Genomic DNA, 19,127 nt, shown 5'->3' on the forward strand with positions numbered 1-19,127 from the left:
GCTCGATCGTCTTTAATGTAGCCGCGCGATGTGGCGTGCCGCCGGGAGGATGCGAAGGCGTCGCATGGGATGCGAAGCCGCGCCGCAAACGGCTAGCGGCGGCCGCCTGGAAAGGCGCGGCGCGGGGACGGCGGGGCAATGCTGGATGCGTTGCTGTCGGTGGCGGACCGGTCGGCTGCGCCCGGCGCGCCGGATGTGCTGGATGAACCAGAGGCACCGGATGCACCAGATGCACCGGCTGCACCAGATGCACCAGATGCACCAGATGCACCAGATGCACCAGATGCACCAGATGCACCCGCCGCCCCGCCAATCGTCCGCCCAAGCACACCACCGCGCAGCCCGCACAACGTATCGATCGACCGTCCGCGTTGCGTCGCCGTGGCAGGTTTATCCGCGTGCAGCCACAACAACGGAAACAGCAGGTTGAAGCGCTGCACGCGCTCAGGCGGCGGCAGCCGCGTTACCCCTTGAGCGCCCGCTCCGCCCGCATGCTCGCGCAATGCGGCCACGCCGGAATTCGCCCCCGGCAGCGCCGCCGAAATACCGCCGATGCGTTGCTGCACACCGAGCAGATCGATCGACTGTTCAAGCACGCGCGCGTCGAGCGGCATCTGCGGATTCGCGGCGAGTTGCTCGCGCAGGCTCAGCATGTCGCCGCGCCAAGCGTCGCGCACCGCGGCGGCGCGTGCGCCTTCCTGACCCGGCTGCGCGTACTGTGCGGCGACCGCGTCGAGCCGGCCGGACGGCGGCGGAGGCACCGCGCCGCGATCGCCGCGCGCCTTGATCGCGGGCGCCGTGCCGGTGCCGTGCTCGTCGCCGTGATCGCCTTGCGAATGGCCACCGCCGCCGCCGCGTCCACCGCCGTCGCGGTTCACTTTGTGGCCTTCAGCGTGATTCGCTTCGGCGTCGTCCGGGCCGTCGTCGTCGAGACCGGCGCCATTGCTGCGCTGTTTTTTGGCCGCGCGACGCTTGCGCGCCAACTGGTCGGCCATGCGTTTCGCGCGCACCGAACTGACCGAGGGTCCGCGCTGCGCGTCCGACCCATACGTGAAATTGGTGGTGCCGCGATACAGCGCCGCGAACTGCGCGCCGTTGCGCGCGCCTTGCGCATTGGCCGATTTCTGCTGCGCGTCCGCAGTGTGCTGCGCGTGCGCCGCAGCCGCGTCGTTACCCTGATGAGAGATGCGGCTCATATCGATCGCCTCGCAAATTGGCCTGCTCGGGTGGACAGGGTGGGCCGCGCGGACCGCTTCACAGCGGCACGGCGGCCTGCATCATTTCGTTGGCGAAGTGCAGAATCGCCGCGCACGAAAGCGGCGCGGCGACCACGATCACCACCGTCACCGCGATCAGCTTGACCGCGTGCGACAAGGTTTGATCCTGCATCGACGTGATCGCTTGCAGGAACGACACGCCGAGGCCGACCACGGCCGCGACGATCACCGCCGGCAGCGACACGGTCAGGCACAGCAACATGCCTTCGGTCGTGAAGCGGATCAGCGAATCGATTTCCATCTGGATCTCCGAAGGCAAGTCCGCGCTATTTGTAGGACATCACGAGGCCGTGAATCAGCGTCGACCAACCGTCCATCACCACGAACAGCAGCAGCTTGAACGGAATCGCGACGTTGGTCGGCGTGACCTGGTTCAGGCCCATCGCGAGCAGCACGTTCGCGATGATCAGATCGATCACGATAAACGCGATGTACAGCAGAAAGCCGATCTTGAACGCGTCGGTCATTTCCGTCAGCGTGAAGGCGGGCGCGAGCACGATCAGATCGTCTTCCTTGATCTGCGCGGCTTCTTCCTTCGGCCACACCACGGACGCCGAGCGCAGGAAGAAACGCTTCTCGCGCTCGTTGGTGTGCTTGACGAGAAACGCGCGGAACGGCTCGCGCGCCGCGCCGAACGCCTGGATCAGCGCTTGCGACGGCTGCGTCGCGAGTTGCTGGCCTTCGAGCGTTTTCGCGGCGAGCATGCCGATCGGCGCCATCACGTAGATGGAGACGAGAATCGCAATGCCGTTGAGCACCATGTTCGGCGGCACCTGCTGCACGCCGAGCGCATTGCGCAACAGCCCCAGCACGACGACGATCTTCGCGTAAGAGGTGACAACCATTGCAACGAAGGGCAGCAGGCTGATCGCGACGACGACCAGCAGCAGCCCGGTGATATCACTGAATTGGACCATGCCTATGCGCCATGCGAATGATGCGGATACCGAGATGCTCGCCGACCGTCACCAGCTCGCCATAGCCGATGGTCTGGCCATGCGCGACGAGCCGCAATTGGGCGTCTGCCGCAGGGACGGGCAGTTCGAGCACATAACCTGGGCCGAGCGCCGACAACTGGGCGAGCGGTAGTGCCACCGTATCGATCTCGAACTGCACGGGCAGCTCGAGCTCACCGATCCGGATCGGATCGGCGGGGTCGTCGATGGCGAGCCCGGCGTCGGCGCTCGCCGGGTCCAGCTCTTCTGACATGTTCGGCTCCTTGACGATGACGAGCGATTGCCCGTCGATTTCCACAGCGGCGCACACACGGGTGAGCCCGGGGGTTCCCCACGCGGCAACGGCACGCAGCCGCGCGCGGGGCGCAGAAAGGTTGTGCGATGTGCCGGACTGCGCCGCATCGAGCGAGGGAAAGGTGGCGCGCAACAGCACGTCGCCGGGTTCGAGCGCATGCAGCGTGTCCACCGGCAGGCGCTTGACGCCGAGGATCAGGCTGCCCGGCACGTCGAGATCGACGGCGGGATAAGGCGGCTGATCGTCTGACGCGAAGGCGGTGCGCGGATCGGTGTTGGCGGTGACGGCGGAGACGCTAGCGGTGCTCGAAGCCTGCGCCGCAGCGTTGCTATGCAGTAGTCGGTCGAGCAGGTCGTAGCACGCGGTGGGCGCGCGCAGCGCGGCCTGATAGTGGCGCCCGGCGAGCACGAACGACAGCGCGATTACCGGTGCGGCGACGGGCTGGGCGGCATGAGTCCCGGCCATGTGCTCGCGCACCGGACGCGTAGTGTCGAGACGTCCACGGCGCACATCGGCGACGCGTGCGTCCTTGAAACCGGCGCTAGTGAGTCGCGCGAGCAGCGGCTCCAGCACGACGCCCGCCACGGCCTGGCGCAAGGCGGCATCGGCGGGCGGCTTCGCGCTCAGCGCGTCGCTGTCCGGCCACGCGGCGATCGACAGCGCCGGATAGGCATGCAGATCGAGCGCCAGATGCAGGCTGACCGGTGCGCCGCCGTCAGGCGAAGCGAGCGTCAGGTCGACGACACCGGCGTCCACGTACGAGGCATCGAAGCTGCGCGTGTCGGTCGGCGACGCTTGCCATTCTGTGATACCGAGCGTCGTGCGCAGATGACCGGCCAGACGCGTATCGCAGACGGTTCGCGTAACCCGTGCAGCGGCGCGTGTGATAGCTGGCATGGTCAGCGGCGCGATCGGCGCGTCGTGCGTCTCGCCGGAAGCGGAATTGGAATCGGCAGCGTGCGCCGAGACCGTCGCCGTGGCTGTCGCCGCGACCGCAGGTGTAGCACTCGCCGTTAGCCGCGTCTCACCACGCACCGCCTCGCCCGACAACCCTGCCGATTCCGTCGTGCGCGCACGCTCACCGGCCGCGTGCGGATCGGCGATGGCTTCGTCTTCGGTCGTCGGCTCGTCGAGCGGATAGATCATGCGCAGAGAATCTGTCACCAGACAGTGAGTTCGATGTCGCGGGCTTCACCCCACGCGCGCAGCAAGGTGTCGAGTTCTCGCTCGAGCAGTGCGCTGTGTTCCAAGAGTAATTGCCTCGCGACGGTATCCGTCGTGTCGAACCGAAGCTGCAGACTGAAACGCGAAAGCGTCAGATACAGCGTGGTCTGCGGCAGCAGTTTCTGATCGAGCGGCAGTTGCACTTCCCAGTTGCCCGCTTCGGCAATCGACGGATCGCCGCAGAACGCGCCGATCTCGCGCGCCAGCGAGCCGAGCAATTGCACGAAGCGCTGCTGCTGCCGATAGACGGCGGAGACCACGGGCTGCGCGGCGTCTTCGACGCGCGAGCCGATCGCGAGGCGTTCGGTTTGGAGCGTATTGCCAGCGCCCGCTATGCCATTCGCACTGGAACCCGCAGAGTCTTCAGCCGCTTGCGGACCGTTACCGTCTTCGTGAGAAAAGAACGGGCGCGGCGCGGCTGGGGCCGATGCATGCCCGGCGGCTTCGGCATCGTCCGCAGGGTGATCGTTCTGCGAGCCGGCGCCGGTATTGGTGCCCGAATCGGCCTGATGATTCAGCCGCAGCACGGCACGCCGGCGCCCGAGCAGCGACGCGTAGTCGAAACCACGACCGCGTGACGCCGAACGCGCAGCCGCGTCGTCGTCGGGTGGGCCGTTGTCCTGCTCGCCTGGAATCACGCGCACGTGGCGCGACACGATATGCGTCATTGCCGTGGCCTCAGATCGACACGCGGCCGAGCGGCCGCAGCTCGACGTGCTCGCCGAGTTCCTGGTACGAATACACCGCGAGCCAGCTCAGGCGCGCCTCGATCATGCGCCGCACGTAACGGCGAATATCCATCGACGTCACCAACGCCACGCCCTCGCGCGGCGTCGCGCCCACGAACGACTGGATCTTGTCGATCAGCAAGGTGGCTTCATCCGGCGGCAACGCGAGGAAATTGCCGGTGGGCGTCTGCTTGATCGACTGACGAATATGCTGCTCGACTGGCATGTCGAACAGCACCGCCGACAAGGTCCGCTCGCCGCTCGCCGCCCGATGCGCGAGAAAGCGCGAGAGATCGCCGCGTACGTACTCGGTCAGCATTAGCATGTCTTTTTCTTTCGGTCCCCAGGTGATCAGGCTTTCCATGATCGTGCGGACGTTGCGGATCGAAATCTGTTCTTCGAGCAAGCGGCGCAGCACGTCGGCAATCCGTTGCGGCGGCAGGACCTTCTGCACTTCGGCGACCAGACCCGGATAGTCGGTCGCGAGCTGGTCGAGCATCCACTGCACTTCCTGGATGCCGAGAAACAGCGGCGCGTGGCGGCGCATGAGTGCGACGCACGCATGCGCGATGGCCTGTTCCGCGCGCCATACCGGCGTTTTCGGCGGCACCGCGCGCTCTTCGAGCCAGCGCGTCGGCGCACCGCTCGGATCGATCGGCGGACCGGCTTCGGCTTGCGCGACGAGCGCGTCCAGCGCCGCGCTTTCCTCGGCCGTCAGCGTGACGGCGGCGGCCGAATGGGCGAGGCGGCTCGCTTCGGGCAACATCACCTTGCCGGCGGGCAGTTCGATAGTCCGTTGCGGCACGTCGTGCACGAGAATCTGACAGGTGGACGCCGGCAGCGCCGCATAGGTCCACATGGTGATGCCGGGAAACGGCAGCCCGAGTTCTTCCTGCAGCCGCGCGCGTTCGCTTTCGAACGACTTGTCGAGCGCCGGCATGGTGAGCCGGGCCACGAGGTCGGGGGCGATCCGCACGCCGAGCGGGCAGGTGAATTGCGGCGCGCGCGCCAGAATGACCGGCACGTCGATCTTCGAACCCGAGCGTTGCATGGCGTGCAGTGACTCGCGTTCGTGGCTGCTTTGCTGCGGCTTCTTCGCGTCCAGCCGCCACGCGGTGAACGCCAGCGAGCCGGCCAGCAGCAGGAACAGCGCGGCGGGGAAGCCCGGCACCGCCGCAAAGCCGAGCAGCAGCACCGCCGCGAAATACAGCGCGCGCGAACTGGAGCCGAGCTGGCGGCCGATTTCATCGCCGAGCGAAGCGGGTTTCGCCTGCCGCTCGTCGGCAACGCGCGTGATCATCACGCCGGCCGCGACCGAGAGCAACAGCGACGGAATCTGCGACACCATCGCATCGCCCACGGACAGAATCGAAAAGCGGTTCGCCGCTTCGCCCGCGCTCATGTTGTGATACGCCACGCCCACCGCAATCCCCGCGACGATATTGATCATCGTGATGATCAGGCCGGCGATCGCGTCGCCCTTGACGAACTTCATCGCGCCGTCCATGCCGCCGTGCAACTGACTTTCCACGGCGAGGGTCGCGCGCTTGCGGCGAGCTTCCTCGGCGCTCAGCAGATTGGCGCGCAGGTCGGCGTCGATACTCATCTGCTTGCCGGGCAGCGCGTCGAGCGTGAAGCGCGCGCCGACTTCCGCGACCCGCTCCGAACCCTTGGCGATCACGATGAACTGCACCGTGGTGATAATCACGAACACCACCAGCCCGACCACCAGATTGCCGCCCACCACCAGCTCGCCGAAACTCTCGATGATGTGCCCCGCTTCGGCATGCAACAGAATCGACTTGGTCGACGCGATGTTCAGCGACAGCCGGTAGAGCGTCGTGAACAGCAGCAGCGAGGGGAACGCCGACAACGACACCACGTCGGGCACGTACAGCGTCACCATCAGCAAGGTCACGCTGATCGCGATGTTCACGCCGAGCAGAATGTCGATCAGCGTCGGCGGCAGCGGCAGGATCATCAGCGAAATGATCGCGACGATCAGGGCGACGATGCCAATCTCGCCGCCGGCAGGAAGTTTCAGTGTCTTCAGCATGGTGGGTCTCGTCAGTGGAGGGCGGGCGGCGGGGCGCTGGCGTCGTGCGAGGAAGCGGACGACGCGGCATCGTCGTCGAACGCCGGCATGCCTGCCGAGCGCCGCGCGCCGATCGATTCGACCCAGCGCAGAATCGCCGCGACGGTCTCGAACAGTTCTTCGGGAATCGGCTCATCGAGACCGACCTTGTACAGCGCGCGCGCCACCGGCGGATTACCGATGATCGGCACGCCCGCATCGCGCGCCGCACGGCGCAATGCGGCCGCGCTTTCGTCCATGCCCTTGGCGATCACGCGCGGCAGCGGATGCTCGTCGGGGGCGTAGCGCACGGCGACCGAGTAGTGCGTGGGATTGACCACCATCATGTTGGCCATGCCCACTTTCGACTGCGGCGGCGAGTTCAGAATCTCACGCGCAAGGCGCCGCCGTTCCCCCTTGATGCGCGGATCGCCCTCCTGATTCTTGTGCTCGCGTTTGACCTCGTCTTTCGACATCTTCATCTTCTTGAGGAACATGAAGCTCTGCAGCTTGACGTCCGCGGCGCCGACCAGCACGAACACCGCCGCGGCCACCATGAACAGCTTGATCAGCAACGCCCAGAACATCCGCACCAGTCCCGGCAGTGGCTGATAAAGCGAGCCGACGATCAGCGGAAACAGCCATTTGATGGTCTGCCACATCACGCAGAACACGATCGCCGCCTTGACGATCATCTTCGCGCACTCGATCAGCGTGCGCACCGAGAAGATCTTCTTGAGGCCCCCCATCGGACTGACGGCTTTCAGGTCGGGCGTGATCGGCTTGGTGGCGATCTGCATGCCGACCTGGCCGATCGAACCGGCAATCGCGGCGAGCGCCGCGATACACACGCACGGCACGATCGCCGAGAGCGCAAGGCCGCCGAGCGTGTACAACTGGGTCTGCATATTGGTCAGCGAATGATCGCCGTCCACGAAACCCGTGGCGATCAGCACCGCTTCGCGCATCGCGTCGCTGAAGTGGCTCGCGCCCGCCATCAGCAACAGCACGACCGCCGACATCGAGATCGAATCGGTCAGATCGCTGCTGCGGGACACCTGTCCTTCCTTGCGCGCGTCCCGCAGCTTTTTCTGGGTTGGCTCTTCGGTTTTTTCGTCGCTCATGTCGGCTCGGTCGCGATGGGAGAGGGCAGTGGGCGGACGCTGCGCGTGCCGTGGGAGGGCGCTTGAGACCCCGCCTGACGATAGCGCTCGCGCCGCTCACGCGCGCCGGGCGAGGCGAAGCGGCCGCACGCAGCGCGAAGCACCCGTGCGGCTTCGCATCCGGTGCGGCGACTTCGCATCCGGGCGTTGCCCGCCGCGCGGCGGTTGCTATGTTTGCGTCATCCTTCCCGACCTGCTGCAACCCGCAGGGTCGATTTCAACGCTTCCGTCAGGAGCCCATCGCCATGACCGTCAGCACGCCGGATTACCTGAACTGCAGCCCCGATGTCGTCGGCGGCCTGATCGAAACCGTCTCGACCGCCTTGCTTAGCCACTTCCCGAAAGTGTCGGCCGATCCGTACGACATCGAGCTCGTGCTCGACGCGCTGCGCGTGCTGCGTCCGCGCGTCGCCGAAATCGATACGCTCGACGGCATCCTGCACATGGTGCGCGGCCACTGGGACGACGCCATTCACGTGCTGCGCCAGGTCGGCGAAAACGCGCCGCGCTTCGGCTACGCCAAGGCGCTGCTCGCCTTCTGTCTGTCCGCCAAGGGCGACCCCGACTGGAAGCAGTGCGCGGCCGAAGCCATGGCCGACAATCCGACCCGCGATACGCAGTCGCTGGTGCGCGCGCTCGAAGCCCGCGAGGATCTGCTCAACGCGATGAAGGTCAAGCGCGCGGGCGGCCAGTTCGTCACGCCGAAATCGTGCGAGGCGCTGGCGGAGTTCGACGCCGAGACCGCTGAAGGCGCCGAAGCCACGCCAGCCGCCGGCACTGCGGAGCCGGTCGCGCATGCCGCGGTGGCGGCCACGCCCGCGCCGCTCGACTACGCGAGCCAGTCCTTCCTGCGCGCCTGATCGCGGAGTCGCACATGACCGTCAATGCCACCACGACCGCCTTGCAGGCGTCGCTCGATCAGATGTCGGAAGGCGCGGCCGCGCCCGCCGCGCAGACTTCGCCCGAACTGGCCGACAAGTTCCAGTCGCTGATGCAGAAGGGGCAGATGAGCGCGCCCGCCACGCCGCAGCAGGACGGCACCGCGGTCGCCTCGAAGCTGGTCGCGAGCCAGGACGCCGAGCTGCAACACACCGTCAACGACGCGCTGCAACTGGCGCAGCAGGCGCCGACCATGACGATGAACGAGATGAGCGCCGGCACCATTCGCATGACGCTCGAACTCGCCAGCACGCAGCTCGATCTGGAAGCGAAGATGGGCGTGGTGGATTCGTCGAAGTCGGCGATCGAAACGCTGATGAAGAACCAGTAACGCTGCCACGGACGCCGCCACCATGTTCGACCGATTGCCCACTGCGCGAGCCAGCCGCCGCGCCGCGCCGTTGCTTTGCGTGCTTGCGCTGTGCATCGCGCTCAGCGGCTGCAAGAAGGAGCTGTACGGCAATCTGTCGGAACAGGACGTCAACGAGATGGTGGTGGCGCTGCTCGAACGCGGCGTGGACGCGTCCAAGGACACCTCGGACGCGGGCAAGACCTGGTCGCTCGACGTCGACGATACGCAGATGGTGCGTGCCATGGAGGCATTGCGCGCGCGCGGTTTGCCGCACAGCAAGTTCGACGACCTCGGCGCGCTGTTCAAGAAGGACGGCCTCGTCTCGACGCCGACCGAGGAGCGCGTGCGCTTCATCTACGGCACGTCGCAGGAGTTGTCGTCCACGCTCTCGAAGATTGACGGCGTGCTGGTCGCGCGCGTGCAGATCGTGCTGCCGAACAACGATCCGCTCGCGCAGACCATCAAGCCTTCGTCGGCGGCGGTGTTCATCAAGTACCGGCGCGATTCCGATATCGGCGCCCTGGTGCCGCAGATCAAGACGCTGGTGATGCACAGCGTCGAGGGCCTCACCTACGATCAGGTCAGCGTCACCGCCGTCGCGGCCGACCCGGTCGAATACTCGCAACAGCCGCAGAGCAACGGCATGCCGGCATGGCTGCTGGGCGTGCTGGCGGGCGCCGTGGTGCTGGCTGCCACCGCGCTGCTGGTGCTGGCGCGTCGTGGCGTGCTGGCCGGGCGGCCGGGTGCCGACGCGGCCGGTGGCGAGGGTGCGGCGAGCGGCCGGTTGGGCGGATTGCTGGCGCGTCTGCGCCGCTTGCGACCCGCGAACTGAGCGGGCGACGCGGCTACGATGAATGCGCCGACCGATCTGCCTTTTCAACGCATGGCCGCGGCGCTCGATGCGTACCGCCGTAACCTTGCCAGCGTGGCCCGTTGGGCCGATCCGTCGTGGAGCGCCGCGTTGCTCGACGCCGACGTTACGCAACTGGAAGCCTGGCGCGGCGCGCTCGAGCGCGCCGGTGCAGCGGCCGTCGAAACCTGTTCGCTGGCGCTCGCCGATGCCGCGGGCGTTAAACCCCCTTCATTCGCCGCGCTGACGCACACCGCGCTCAAGCCGTCGGCCTCCGGCGCGGCTCAACCGAACGCCGTGCTGCTCGACGTGTTGCCGGTGCGGCACGCGTTGCAGGTGCTGTGCATGCGCGCATTGTCGTTCCGGCGCGCGGAAGCACGCCGTCTGATCGACAAACGCACACGCTCGCTGCTGGCGGAGTGGACCGGCGTCGGCGTCGACCGTCTCACGCAGGACGCGCATCTGGCCGACGCGCCCGATATCGCGCGTCTCGCCACGCGCGCGGCGATGCCGCCGCTGACCGCGCTGGATGCGAACGCGCTTGCCGTCGAAGGCTGCGCGTTGTTATTGCGCGATCTGGGCAGCGCGAGTGCAGTACAAGGCATGCATGACACGCAGGGAATGTACGCGGGGCAGGTGGGGCACACCGGGCACACGCGGCACGTGGTCGGCGAGGCAAACCGCCTGCCGTTCCCGTTACTGCGGCTCGCGTTGCCGCGCGTGCTGCCCGCGCCGGCCTGGCTCGCCGCCGTGCCCGCGGCGCTCGATGCCCCCGGCTCGGCGCGCCTCTTCGCGCGTCTGTCCGATCTGCTACCGGAGTTTGCATGGCTATTTGGTTAAAGCACGCGCGCTCCGCTTTTGGCGAGAACGATGCCGAGCGATGGGTCGCGCGCGTCGGCGCGTCGACGGATGTGATTCCGCGCGCGACCTTCGGTGAACTGGTCTCGATCGACGCAGCCTATGCCGCGCTCGCCGTCGAGCGCGAGGCCTTGCTGGCCGACGCGCGCGACGAAGCCGCACGCATCGTTGACGCCGGGCATGCGCAGGCCGCCGAGATCGCGGCGCAGGCGCAGCGCGATTACGACACCGCCAGCGAGCAGGGCTATCGCGACGGCTGCGATCGTGCGCTGGCCGACTGGATGCAGCGCCTCGCCGACGTGGCCGATGCGCAGAGCCAGTTGCAGATTCGCATGCGCGAGCGGCTGGCGCAGATCGTTGCGTCGGCGGTCGAGCAGATCGTGCGGGTGGAGCGTCACGAAGCGTTGTTCGAGCGGGCGCTCGCCACGGTCGATCGCATCGTGGAAGGCGCGACCTATCTGCGCGTGGCCGTGCACCCCGACGACTACACCGAAGCCAAAGCGACCTTCGACCGGCTTGCCTCGCGCTGGCGCGATCTCGGCCAGCCGATTCCGCTGTCGGTGATCGCCGATAAACGGCTCGAACCCGGCAGTTGCGTTTGCGAATCCGACTTCGGCACCGTCGACGCCAGTCTCGACACGCAATTGCGCGCCATGCGCAGCGCGGTGTCGCGTGCATTGAAGCGTTCGGTGGAAGTGGCCGACGCGCAAGGTGAAGCGCCGCCGCCCGACAGCGTGGCCGACGCGCGCATTGACGAGGACGCCGCATGAGCACGCCGTGGCTGACGGGCACGGTCGATTTCGACCGGCTCACCGACGAGATCGAGCGCGAGATTCTGGCCGAGCCGGGCGTGACGCGGACCGGCAAAGTGCTCGAAGTGATCGGCACGCTGATCAAGGTCGCTGGGCTCGATCTGTCGCTCGGTGAACTGTGCGAGTTGCGCGCGGCGAACGGCACCTTGCTGCAGCTTGCCGAGGTGATCGGTTTTACCCGCGACGTCGCGCTGTTGTCGCCGTTCTCGCGGCTCGAAAACATTTCGCGTTCGACCCAGGTAATCGGCCTCGGCCGCCCGCTCTCCGTCAAAGTGGGCGACATGCTGCTCGGCCGCGTGATCGACAGCCTCGGCGAACCCGTGGACGGCGGCCCGCCGATTGAGTCCGACACGCTGCGGCCGATTTTCGCCGCGCCGCCCGAGCCGATGAGCCGTCGCATGATCGACGCGCCGTTGCCCACCGGCGTGCGCGTGGTCGACGCCATGATGACGCTGGCCGAAGGGCAGCGGATGGGGATTTTCGCGCCGGCCGGCGTCGGCAAAAGTACCTTGCTGGGCATGTTCGCGCGCGGTGCTTCGTGCGATGTCAACGTGATCGCGCTGATCGGCGAACGCGGCCGCGAAGTGCGCGAGTTCGTCGAGTTGATTCTCGGGCCGGAGGGCATGGCGCGTTCGGTGGTGGTGTGCGCCACCTCGGACCGCTCGTCGATGGAGCGCGCGAAGGCGGCCTATGTCGCGACCGCGATTGCCGAATACTTTCGCGACCGCGGCCAGCGCGTGCTGCTGATGATGGACTCGCTGACGCGCTTCGCGCGCGCCGGCCGCGAGATCGGCCTCGCCGCCGGCGAGCCGCCCGCGCGGCGCGGCTTTCCGCCGTCGATCTTCGCCGAATTGCCGCGCCTGCTGGAACGCGCGGGGATGGGCGAAACCGGTTCGATCACGGCGCTCTACACCGTGCTCGCCGAAGACGACAGCGGCAGCGATCCGATCGCCGAAGAAGTGCGCGGGATTCTCGACGGCCACATGATCCTGTCGCGTGAGATCGCGGCGAAGAATCAGTATCCGGCCATCGACGTGCTCGGCAGTTTGTCGCGTGTGATGCCCCAGGTCGTGCCGGACGATTACGTGCAGGCGGCCGCGCGGATCCGCGAATTGATGGCGAAGCATCGCGAAGTCGAGATGCTGTTGCAGATCGGCGAATACCAGCCGGGCATGAACGCGCTGGCCGATGAGGCGATTGCCAAGGCCGACGCGATCAAGGCGTTCCTGTCGCAGCGCACCGGCGATTACGCGGCGCCGCAGGACACCGAGGCGCAGCTCTACGACCTGAGCGGGTTCGGCCGATGAGCGCATCGAAAGGCATGCAGCAGCGGCGCATTGTCGCGCTGGAGCGATCGTGCACGCGGCGTCGCCGTCTCGACGAGACCTTGCGGGCGACGCTCTCAGCGCAGCGTCATGCCCAGGCGCCACTCGAAGCCGCGCGCGACGCGAAGCAGGAACAGCTCGCGCACGAAACCGGCGTGCTGCGCTTTTACGAGCATCGCGTGGACGGCATGATGACGGGCACCGAGCCGTTCTCGCTCGACGACCTCAATAATTGCCGCTTGTATCTCGGCGTGGTGAACGACCGGCTGCGCCTGCTCGACGCGGAACTCGCGCAGGCGGAAGCCGCCGTGCAGGCGAATCTTGCCGCGATTGCGCAGACGCAACGCGAGATCGCGTTGAATCAAGGCCGCATCGATCTGTGCGGCGAGCGCATTCGTGAGATTCGCCGCGCGCAGGACAACGCCGAGAGCGACGCGAGCGACGAAGAGGCCGAAGAAACCGCGCTCGCCCGACGCTTTAACGCACGTGGGGCGCACGCATGAACGACATTGCCTCCGCGCTGCCGCAACTCGGCGCGCTGCTGGTCGGCTACATCACGCTGATCGGCGTGTGCTCGCTGCGGTTGTTTATCGTGATGTTCATCTTTCCGCCGACCGCCGACGGTCTGCTGCAAGGCGTGGTGCGCAACGCGGTCGTGCTGCTGTTCAGCTCTTACGTGGCCTACGGTCAGCCCGTCGCGTTCATGCAATCGCTGCACGGCGTGATGCTGCTCGAAGTCGGTTTGCGCGAGGCGCTGATCGGACTGGTGATCGGCTTTGCGGCTTCAATCGTGTTCTGGGTCGCGGAAGGCGCGGGCACGTATATCGACGATCTGACGGGCTACAACAACGTGCAGATCACCAACCCCACGCGCCAGGAACAATCCACGCCGACCGCCACGCTGCTCGGGCAGATTGCCTCGGTGGCGTTCTGGGCGCTCGGCGGCATGACGTTTCTGCTCGGCACACTGTACGAGTCGTATCACTGGTGGCCGATCGTCTCGGCGGCGCCGAATGTGTCGAACATTCTCGAATCGTTCGTACTCGCGCAGACGGATACGCTGATGCAAACCGTCGCCAAGCTCGCGGCGCCGATGATGTTTATTCTGCTGCTGATCGACTTCGCTTTTGGCTTTGCCGCGAAGTCCGCCTCGAAGCTCGACCTGATGACGCTCAGTCAGCCGGTCAAGGGCGCGGTCACAGTACTGATGCTGGCGCTGTTCGTCGGCGTCTTCGTCGATCAGGTGCGCGACCAGGTCACCTTGCGCGGTCTCGCTGCGGAGTTTCGCGTGCTGTCGGATTCGACGAAGACGCCGGATGCATCGCCAACACCGCACACGCCGGATACCGCTGCGCCGACGAACCATCCTTGAGCTTGCGTTGAGAATGTTGCATGACGTACCGCATAAATCGCTGCATCGCAGCGAGATCGCGGCAAAACTCAAACCTTCTCAAACACGCCGGGAATGTCAGATTAATTGAAATTTTGCTCGATCCGCCTGGCTACATTGACTCCACCCGACGCAACGCGCTTGCCGCCTGCGACGCGTTCCCGCACTCAGAGGAGTCGTCCATGCTTTCGATGCTTTATTTCCCTGTGGTCTCCGCGCTCGCGACACCGACACCGTGTGCTGACACCGCGCCGGCCAGCCGCTTCCTGGACACCTTGCTCGATGGCAAACTGAACGCCGCGAGCCAGCTCGCGAGCCGCTGGACCGACGAAGCCGGCAACGCCGATTTCGCGCCTCACGCGCTGCAATTGCACGCCGACCTGCAACTGATGCTGGGTATCGAAGTCGAGGCGGAAGAGAACTACCGCCGCGCACAGAAACTGATTCGCTCGTCGAAGCATGCGATCCGTGCCGCGTCCTGCCGGAATGCCGCGTGGCAGGCATTTTTTCGTCATCGGCTGGGCACGGCGCTCGCGTGTTTTTCGCGTGTCGCCGACGAACCCGAAATCGAGCCGGCGCGTGCGGTGGAGGCCCACTTCGGGATGGTCTGCGTGCTCTATGAATTGGGCCGCACCAGCGAAGCCGCCGACGCGCTCGACGATCTGATCGAACGGGTGGGGCGCGATCTCGACGATACGCAGGGCCATTGGCACGCGCTGCTCACCACGCTGCGTTTCGACTTCGCCGTGCAGGCGGAAGTGCGGGGCGCAACGGCGCTGCGCGATCATGTCTACTGGCACTCCGGTTTGTCGAGCGAACGTGCGCCGCGCCCGGGTCAGGGCACGGATGCGAGCGTCGACGGTCTCGCGCGCGCCGTGTTCGGCGTGCGCTCGCCGTTGCTGCGTGCGCGGATCGACTACCTGCAGCAGTTGCGGCTGGCCGCCTGCGCGGATCGCGATGCGATCGGCGAATTGCAGCGGCATTTGCAATGGTCGCGCGAGCAGGGACTCGCCGACTATCAACGCACGCTGCGCCTCGAAATCGCCCTGGCGACACTGGCCGGCGCGGCGCCGCATCTGGCCTGCTCGATTCTCGAACCGCTGCATCAGGTCGGCCGTAACGGCACGACCGGCCACCGTCAGCTCGAATACCTCTACTGCAGCGCGAAAACGCGTCAGGCCGAAGGACGCGCGCAGGAATCGCTGCAGCTTTACAGCCGCTACGCGCTGGTCGCAATGCAATGTTTGCGCGAAGACTCGCAGGTGCGCGCGCCGTTCCTGCAGCGCAGCGCGAAAGCCTCCCCGCAACTGGACGACGTGGGCGCGCGTCTGCCGGCCAAGTATCGCCGCGCCTACGTCTACGTGCTGGACAACCTCGACCGGCGCGATCTGTCGGTGCGCGAAGTGGCCGCCGAAATCGGCGTGACCGAGCGCGCGCTGCAAAGCGCCTTCAAGAATTTCCTCGGACTGTCGCCGACCGAATTGATCCGCCGTCAACGCATGGAACGGATCCGTGCGGAACTCACCGACCGTTCCTATTCGAGCGAGCGCGGCGTGCTCGGCGCGGCCAGCAAATGGGGCGTGCAAAACCGCTCGACACTTGTCAACGGCTATCGCAAACAGTTTCACGAAGCCCCGTCCGAGACGCTCGAACGATAGCGCGGCCCCTGCTGCAACGGCGCACTGCGGCTGACCGCGGCAGTGCGAGCGGGCCTTCGTCATTTTTCCTTCACCTTCACACAGTCGACTCCATGAAATCGAAGACGCTGTTCTGCGCCGCGTGGCTCGCGGCGTCCCTCACGTTGAGCGCGCTGCAACCCGCGAGCGCTGCGCCGGTGCGCTGGCGCGGCACGACCGTACACATTGCCGTCGAAGGCAAGGATCTGAAAGACGTGCTGCGCGATTTCACCGCCAGCCAGGGCGTGGCCGCATCGATTGCGGGCAACGTGCAGGGCGCGGTGACGGGGCGTTTCGATATGTCGCCGCAACGCTTTCTCGATACGCTTGCGTCGACCTTCGGCTTCGTCTGGTTCTATGACGGCAGCGTGCTGTCGATCAGCAGCGCCAACGACGTCACGCACCAGGTGATCAAACTCGACCACGCGTCCGCCAGCGATCTGCGCGCCGCCCTGCACACCATGAGCGTCGACGACCCGCGTTTCCCGGTGCTTTATGACGAAAGCGCGGGGACGGCGATCGTCAACGGTCCGCCGCAATATGTGCAGATGGTCGGCGAGATCGCGAAGCGGCTGGACGAGAACGCCAGCCGCCGCACCGGCTCGGTGATTCGCGTGTTCAAACTGAAGCATGCGTGGGCCGCCGATCACAAGGTGCAGATCGACGGCAACACGATCACGGTGCCGGGCGTGGCGACGGTGCTGTCGAACATGTATCACGCGAAGCAGGAGAAGGGCGGCGGTGGCGGCCAGTCGCAGACCTCGGTGTCGCCGAACCTGCAGCGCGTGCCGCCGATGACGGACGTCAACGGCGGCAACAACGGCGGCGGTCAGGTGAACAATCCGCCGTTGCCGCCCAACATGGCAGGCGGCGACGGCTCCGCGCTCGGCGGTCTGGTCGGCAATGCGCAGCCGTCCAGTTACGGCAGCGGCGGCGCCGTGGGCTACGCGAATACGCCGGGCTCGTCGGGGATGAGCCAGCCGAGTGGCGGCGATCTGACGTTGCCGATCATGCAGCCCGATCCCACCACGAACTCGGTGCTGATCCGCGATACGCCGCAGCGTATCGACCAGTACGCGTCGCTGATCGCTCAGCTCGACACGCGGCCCAAGCTGATCGAGATCGAGGCGCACATCATCGAAATCGACGACGACCTGCTCAAGCAGATCGGCGTGGACTGGCGGGCGCATAACAGCCATCTCGACTTTCAGACCGGCAGCGGCACGTATCAGCAGAACAGCTACGCGAACGGTTCGATCAATCCGAACTTCGGCACCTCGACGCTCGCCGACGGCACCACGGTCGTCTCGGCCACGCCGGTGGGCGCGTCGATCACCGCGGTGCTGGGCGATGCCGGGCGTTATCTGATGGCGCGCGTCAATGCGATGCAGAGCAGCTCGAAGGCGAAGATCGACGCGTCGCCGAAAGTCGCGACGCTCGACAACGTCGAAGCGGTCATGGACAACAAGACCAAGTTCTTCGTGCGCGTGTCCGGCTATACGTCGGCGGATCTGTACAGCGTGTCGACCGGCGTGTCGCTGCGCGTGTTGCCGATGGTGGTGCAGGAGGACGGCCAGACGCGCATCAAGCTCGAAGTGCATATCGAGGACGGTCAGCTTACGGGGCAGCAGGTCGACAACATTCCGGTGATCACCAGCAGCGAGATCAATACGCAGGCGTTTGTCGGCCAGGGGGAGAGTCTGTTGATCGCGGGTTATAGCGTGGACAACAACTCGAACGGTATGACCGGTGTGCCGGGTTTGTCGAAGATTCCGCTGATTGGTGCGCTGTTCCGTTACAACAACGACGAGCGCTCGCATATGGAGCGGGTCTTCCTGTTGTCGCCGCGAGTGCTGGATCTGTAGGCGGCTGGGTTGAGTCTGGATTGATGCAGGACAGGGGCAAGGCGGTGATGGCCGCGCTTGCCCCTTTTTAGCCGCTGCCTAGCGACGGCGTGCGTTGCCGCCCAGCAGCGCGGCGGGAATCGAGAACGAGGTCAGCGCGACCGATGCGTCACCGTCCGAAGCCTCCACGCCGGCCGCCGTAAAGCCCGCCAGCCGATGCACGACGTGCGTCGTACCGCTGTGCCACATGGCGGCATACTGGCCCCACGGCTGCGCGTTGCGTGCCGTCTCGCTGTCTTTTGCGTGGATGTCCAGCGTCCGCACCGGGCGTGTCGTTTGTGTTGTGCAGTCGTCGGCGATTTCTTCGCGTGCGCTATCCACGGCCTGGGTGATCGCGACAATCGCATCCGCAGTGCGCGCGGCTCGCGTGCTCTGCGTGGTTCGCGTTGATTGCGTGTCCTGGGTGGTCCGCGTCAGATCTGTCGCGATCGCGTCGCTCTCGGCCCGGCCGTCGCACAACTCGACGCGATAACCGTGCGCATACATCGTGCGGAGCTGCACACCGGATGCGCCATTCAACGCCAGCTTCTTGCGCAGCTTGTAGATGTGCTGTTCGAGCGTGCGTCCGACGATATCCTCCGTGCTGCTCCAGATCGCGCCGGCAATCTGCCGGCGGCTCACATACTCGCCGGCCCGCGAGAACAGCAGCCACGCAATCGCGAATTCGCGCACCGTCAGGCGGATTTCCTGATCGTCGACCAGCACCGTGCCCGTGCGCCGGTCGAGCCGGTACGGTCCGAGTTCGACCCAGTCTTCGGATTGCACCGGTGTAGGCGACTGGAAGCGGCGTAGCGCCTGGTAGGTGCGTGCTTCGAGCTCGCCGCGGTCGATCGGCGAGAGGACGACGTCGTCGGCGCCGATTTCGAAGGCCCGCTCGATGCTGTCGCGATCGGCAAACGCGCCGATCACGATCAACGGCGCGCGGCGGTCGCCGTAGCAGGCGCGACGTGCGAACACGGCGCGCGTCGCGTCGATCCCCGTGGCGGCGTCGACAAGAATGGCGTGATAGTCCTCGCGATAGATCGCCCGGGATAGCGCGACGTCATCGAGGAAACGGCAGCATTCGATTGCCTCGTCGTGAAAGCATTGGCAAATCAGATTGAACAGACTGCTGCTGGTGGTCATCACGGCGAATTTCAACATGCCCTCCCGGGACTGATGCTTAAGGTTGCTTCCCAAACCATCTGGCGTGCCCCGAAAATTACGGCCCTTAAAATATCAGGGCTGTAACGAATTGTTTCGCTGTAAGAAGTAGAGAAAGTGCATGAAATTCAGGCGAAGGGTTTCGAATCGCTTTATGCCGG

Annotated in this window: 18 protein-coding genes; 10 read left to right on the forward strand and 8 right to left on the reverse strand. The window is 66.1% G+C overall.

Annotation, left to right across the window (positions count from 1 at the left end; all coding sequences use genetic code 11):
• Positions 1 to 92 precede the first annotated feature (92 nt).
• From HWY05_RS22835 to sctU, 7 genes are read right to left on the reverse strand one after another with little or no spacing between them, the layout of a single operon-like run.
• The gene (locus tag HWY05_RS22835) at positions 93 to 1,196 is read right to left on the reverse strand and encodes a hypothetical protein (protein ID WP_176059728.1); all 1,104 of its coding nucleotides are present in this window, start codon (positions 1,194 to 1,196) and stop codon (positions 93 to 95) included.
• Positions 1,197 to 1,254: 58 nt separating this feature from the next.
• Complete coding sequence (sctS, locus tag HWY05_RS22840; RefSeq protein WP_035546645.1) at positions 1,255 to 1,518, reverse strand: type III secretion system export apparatus subunit SctS; 264 nt, start codon at positions 1,516 to 1,518, stop codon at positions 1,255 to 1,257.
• 25 nt (positions 1,519 to 1,543) lie between these two features.
• Complete coding sequence (gene sctR, locus HWY05_RS22845) at positions 1,544 to 2,194, reverse strand: type III secretion system export apparatus subunit SctR (protein ID WP_035546643.1); 651 nt, start codon at positions 2,192 to 2,194, stop codon at positions 1,544 to 1,546.
• A complete protein-coding gene (gene sctQ, locus HWY05_RS22850; protein WP_176059729.1) occupies positions 2,178 to 3,692 on the reverse strand; it encodes a type III secretion system cytoplasmic ring protein SctQ in 1,515 nt (504 codons plus the stop codon). Before sctQ ends, sctR begins: the two co-directional genes overlap by 17 nt.
• Positions 3,689 to 4,420: a type III secretion system protein SctP gene (sctP, locus tag HWY05_RS22855; protein ID WP_176059730.1), complete on the reverse strand. Its 732-nt coding sequence runs from the start codon at positions 4,418 to 4,420 to the stop codon at positions 3,689 to 3,691. The genes sctQ and sctP overlap by 4 nt, the downstream gene beginning before the upstream one ends.
• A 10-nt stretch (positions 4,421 to 4,430) precedes the next feature.
• Entirely contained in the window at positions 4,431 to 6,536 is a 2,106-nt protein-coding gene (gene sctV, locus HWY05_RS22860; protein ID WP_035546638.1) for a type III secretion system export apparatus subunit SctV, read from the reverse strand.
• Between the two features lie 11 nt (positions 6,537 to 6,547).
• Entirely contained in the window at positions 6,548 to 7,678 is a 1,131-nt protein-coding gene (sctU, locus tag HWY05_RS22865) for a type III secretion system export apparatus subunit SctU (RefSeq protein WP_176059731.1), read from the reverse strand.
• A 284-nt stretch (positions 7,679 to 7,962) separates the two neighbouring features.
• On the opposite strand from sctU, the gene HWY05_RS22870 reads away from it, so the two are divergent.
• The 10 genes from HWY05_RS22870 to sctC all read left to right on the forward strand — a co-directional run bounded on the left by HWY05_RS22870 (position 7,963) and on the right by sctC (position 17,784).
• Complete coding sequence (locus HWY05_RS22870; protein ID WP_176059732.1) at positions 7,963 to 8,577, forward strand: HrpB1 family type III secretion system apparatus protein; 615 nt, start codon at positions 7,963 to 7,965, stop codon at positions 8,575 to 8,577.
• Between the two features lie 14 nt (positions 8,578 to 8,591).
• Positions 8,592 to 8,987, forward strand: a complete 396-nt coding sequence (locus HWY05_RS22875) for a type III secretion protein HrpB2 (protein WP_176059733.1) — start codon at positions 8,592 to 8,594, stop codon at positions 8,985 to 8,987.
• A 22-nt stretch (positions 8,988 to 9,009) separates the two neighbouring features.
• The gene (sctJ, locus tag HWY05_RS22880; protein WP_176059734.1) at positions 9,010 to 9,840 is read left to right on the forward strand and encodes a type III secretion inner membrane ring lipoprotein SctJ; all 831 of its coding nucleotides are present in this window, start codon (positions 9,010 to 9,012) and stop codon (positions 9,838 to 9,840) included.
• 18 nt (positions 9,841 to 9,858) lie between these two features.
• Complete coding sequence (locus tag HWY05_RS22885; protein WP_176059735.1) at positions 9,859 to 10,698, forward strand: type III secretion protein HrpB4; 840 nt, start codon at positions 9,859 to 9,861, stop codon at positions 10,696 to 10,698.
• Positions 10,683 to 11,486 carry a type III secretion system stator protein SctL gene (gene sctL, locus HWY05_RS22890; RefSeq protein ID WP_176059736.1) on the forward strand — a complete coding sequence of 268 codons (804 nt, stop codon included), beginning with the start codon at positions 10,683 to 10,685 and terminating at the stop codon, positions 11,484 to 11,486. The genes HWY05_RS22885 and sctL overlap by 16 nt, the downstream gene beginning before the upstream one ends.
• Positions 11,483 to 12,835: a type III secretion system ATPase SctN gene (gene sctN, locus HWY05_RS22895; protein WP_035546630.1), complete on the forward strand. Its 1,353-nt coding sequence runs from the start codon at positions 11,483 to 11,485 to the stop codon at positions 12,833 to 12,835. The genes sctL and sctN overlap by 4 nt, the downstream gene beginning before the upstream one ends.
• Complete coding sequence (locus tag HWY05_RS22900) at positions 12,832 to 13,356, forward strand: type III secretion protein HrpB7 (RefSeq protein WP_176059737.1); 525 nt, start codon at positions 12,832 to 12,834, stop codon at positions 13,354 to 13,356. The genes sctN and HWY05_RS22900 overlap by 4 nt, the downstream gene beginning before the upstream one ends.
• On the forward strand, positions 13,353 to 14,225 hold the full coding sequence (gene sctT, locus HWY05_RS22905; protein ID WP_176059738.1) for a type III secretion system export apparatus subunit SctT: 873 nt from the start codon (positions 13,353 to 13,355) through the stop codon (positions 14,223 to 14,225). The genes HWY05_RS22900 and sctT overlap by 4 nt, the downstream gene beginning before the upstream one ends.
• Before the next feature lie 200 nt (positions 14,226 to 14,425).
• Positions 14,426 to 15,901: a helix-turn-helix transcriptional regulator gene (locus HWY05_RS22910; protein ID WP_176059739.1), complete on the forward strand. Its 1,476-nt coding sequence runs from the start codon at positions 14,426 to 14,428 to the stop codon at positions 15,899 to 15,901.
• Between the two features lie 92 nt (positions 15,902 to 15,993).
• Entirely contained in the window at positions 15,994 to 17,784 is a 1,791-nt protein-coding gene (gene sctC, locus HWY05_RS22915; protein ID WP_176059740.1) for a type III secretion system outer membrane ring subunit SctC, read from the forward strand.
• A gap of 78 nt (positions 17,785 to 17,862) precedes the next feature.
• Here the strand turns inward: sctC and HWY05_RS22920 are convergent, their stop codons facing one another.
• Positions 17,863 to 18,966 (reverse strand): response regulator transcription factor, encoded by a 1,104-nt coding sequence (locus tag HWY05_RS22920; protein WP_244146679.1) that lies wholly within the window; start codon positions 18,964 to 18,966, stop codon positions 17,863 to 17,865.
• Positions 18,967 to 19,127: the final 161 nt, after the last annotated feature.

Source organism: Paraburkholderia sp. BCC1876 (assembly GCF_902833695.1).
In the GTDB taxonomy this organism is placed as follows: Bacteria; Pseudomonadota; Gammaproteobacteria; order Burkholderiales; family Burkholderiaceae; genus Paraburkholderia.

Coding starts and splice junctions, on each gene's coding strand:
- HWY05_RS22870 (WP_176059732.1), top strand. CDS start 7,963: ATGACCGTCAGCACGCCGGATTACCTGAACTGCAGCCCCGATGTCGTC.
- HWY05_RS22885 (WP_176059735.1), top strand. CDS start 9,859: ATGAATGCGCCGACCGATCTGCCTTTTCAACGCATGGCCGCGGCGCTC.
- HWY05_RS22900 (WP_176059737.1), top strand. CDS start 12,832: ATGAGCGCATCGAAAGGCATGCAGCAGCGGCGCATTGTCGCGCTGGAG.
- HWY05_RS22910 (WP_176059739.1), top strand. CDS start 14,426: ATGCTTTCGATGCTTTATTTCCCTGTGGTCTCCGCGCTCGCGACACCG.
- sctJ (WP_176059734.1), top strand. CDS start 9,010: ATGTTCGACCGATTGCCCACTGCGCGAGCCAGCCGCCGCGCCGCGCCG.
- sctL (WP_176059736.1), top strand. CDS start 10,683: ATGGCTATTTGGTTAAAGCACGCGCGCTCCGCTTTTGGCGAGAACGAT.
- sctV (WP_035546638.1), bottom strand. CDS start 6,536: ATGCTGAAGACACTGAAACTTCCTGCCGGCGGCGAGATTGGCATCGTC.
- sctT (WP_176059738.1), top strand. CDS start 13,353: ATGAACGACATTGCCTCCGCGCTGCCGCAACTCGGCGCGCTGCTGGTC.
- sctR (WP_035546643.1), bottom strand. CDS start 2,194: ATGGTCCAATTCAGTGATATCACCGGGCTGCTGCTGGTCGTCGTCGCG.
- HWY05_RS22875 (WP_176059733.1), top strand. CDS start 8,592: ATGACCGTCAATGCCACCACGACCGCCTTGCAGGCGTCGCTCGATCAG.
- sctP (WP_176059730.1), bottom strand. CDS start 4,420: ATGACGCATATCGTGTCGCGCCACGTGCGCGTGATTCCAGGCGAGCAG.
- HWY05_RS22835 (WP_176059728.1), bottom strand. CDS start 1,196: ATGAGCCGCATCTCTCATCAGGGTAACGACGCGGCTGCGGCGCACGCG.
- HWY05_RS22920 (WP_244146679.1), bottom strand. CDS start 18,966: ATGTTGAAATTCGCCGTGATGACCACCAGCAGCAGTCTGTTCAATCTG.
- sctC (WP_176059740.1), top strand. CDS start 15,994: ATGAAATCGAAGACGCTGTTCTGCGCCGCGTGGCTCGCGGCGTCCCTC.
- sctN (WP_035546630.1), top strand. CDS start 11,483: ATGAGCACGCCGTGGCTGACGGGCACGGTCGATTTCGACCGGCTCACC.
- sctU (WP_176059731.1), bottom strand. CDS start 7,678: ATGAGCGACGAAAAAACCGAAGAGCCAACCCAGAAAAAGCTGCGGGAC.
- sctS (WP_035546645.1), bottom strand. CDS start 1,518: ATGGAAATCGATTCGCTGATCCGCTTCACGACCGAAGGCATGTTGCTG.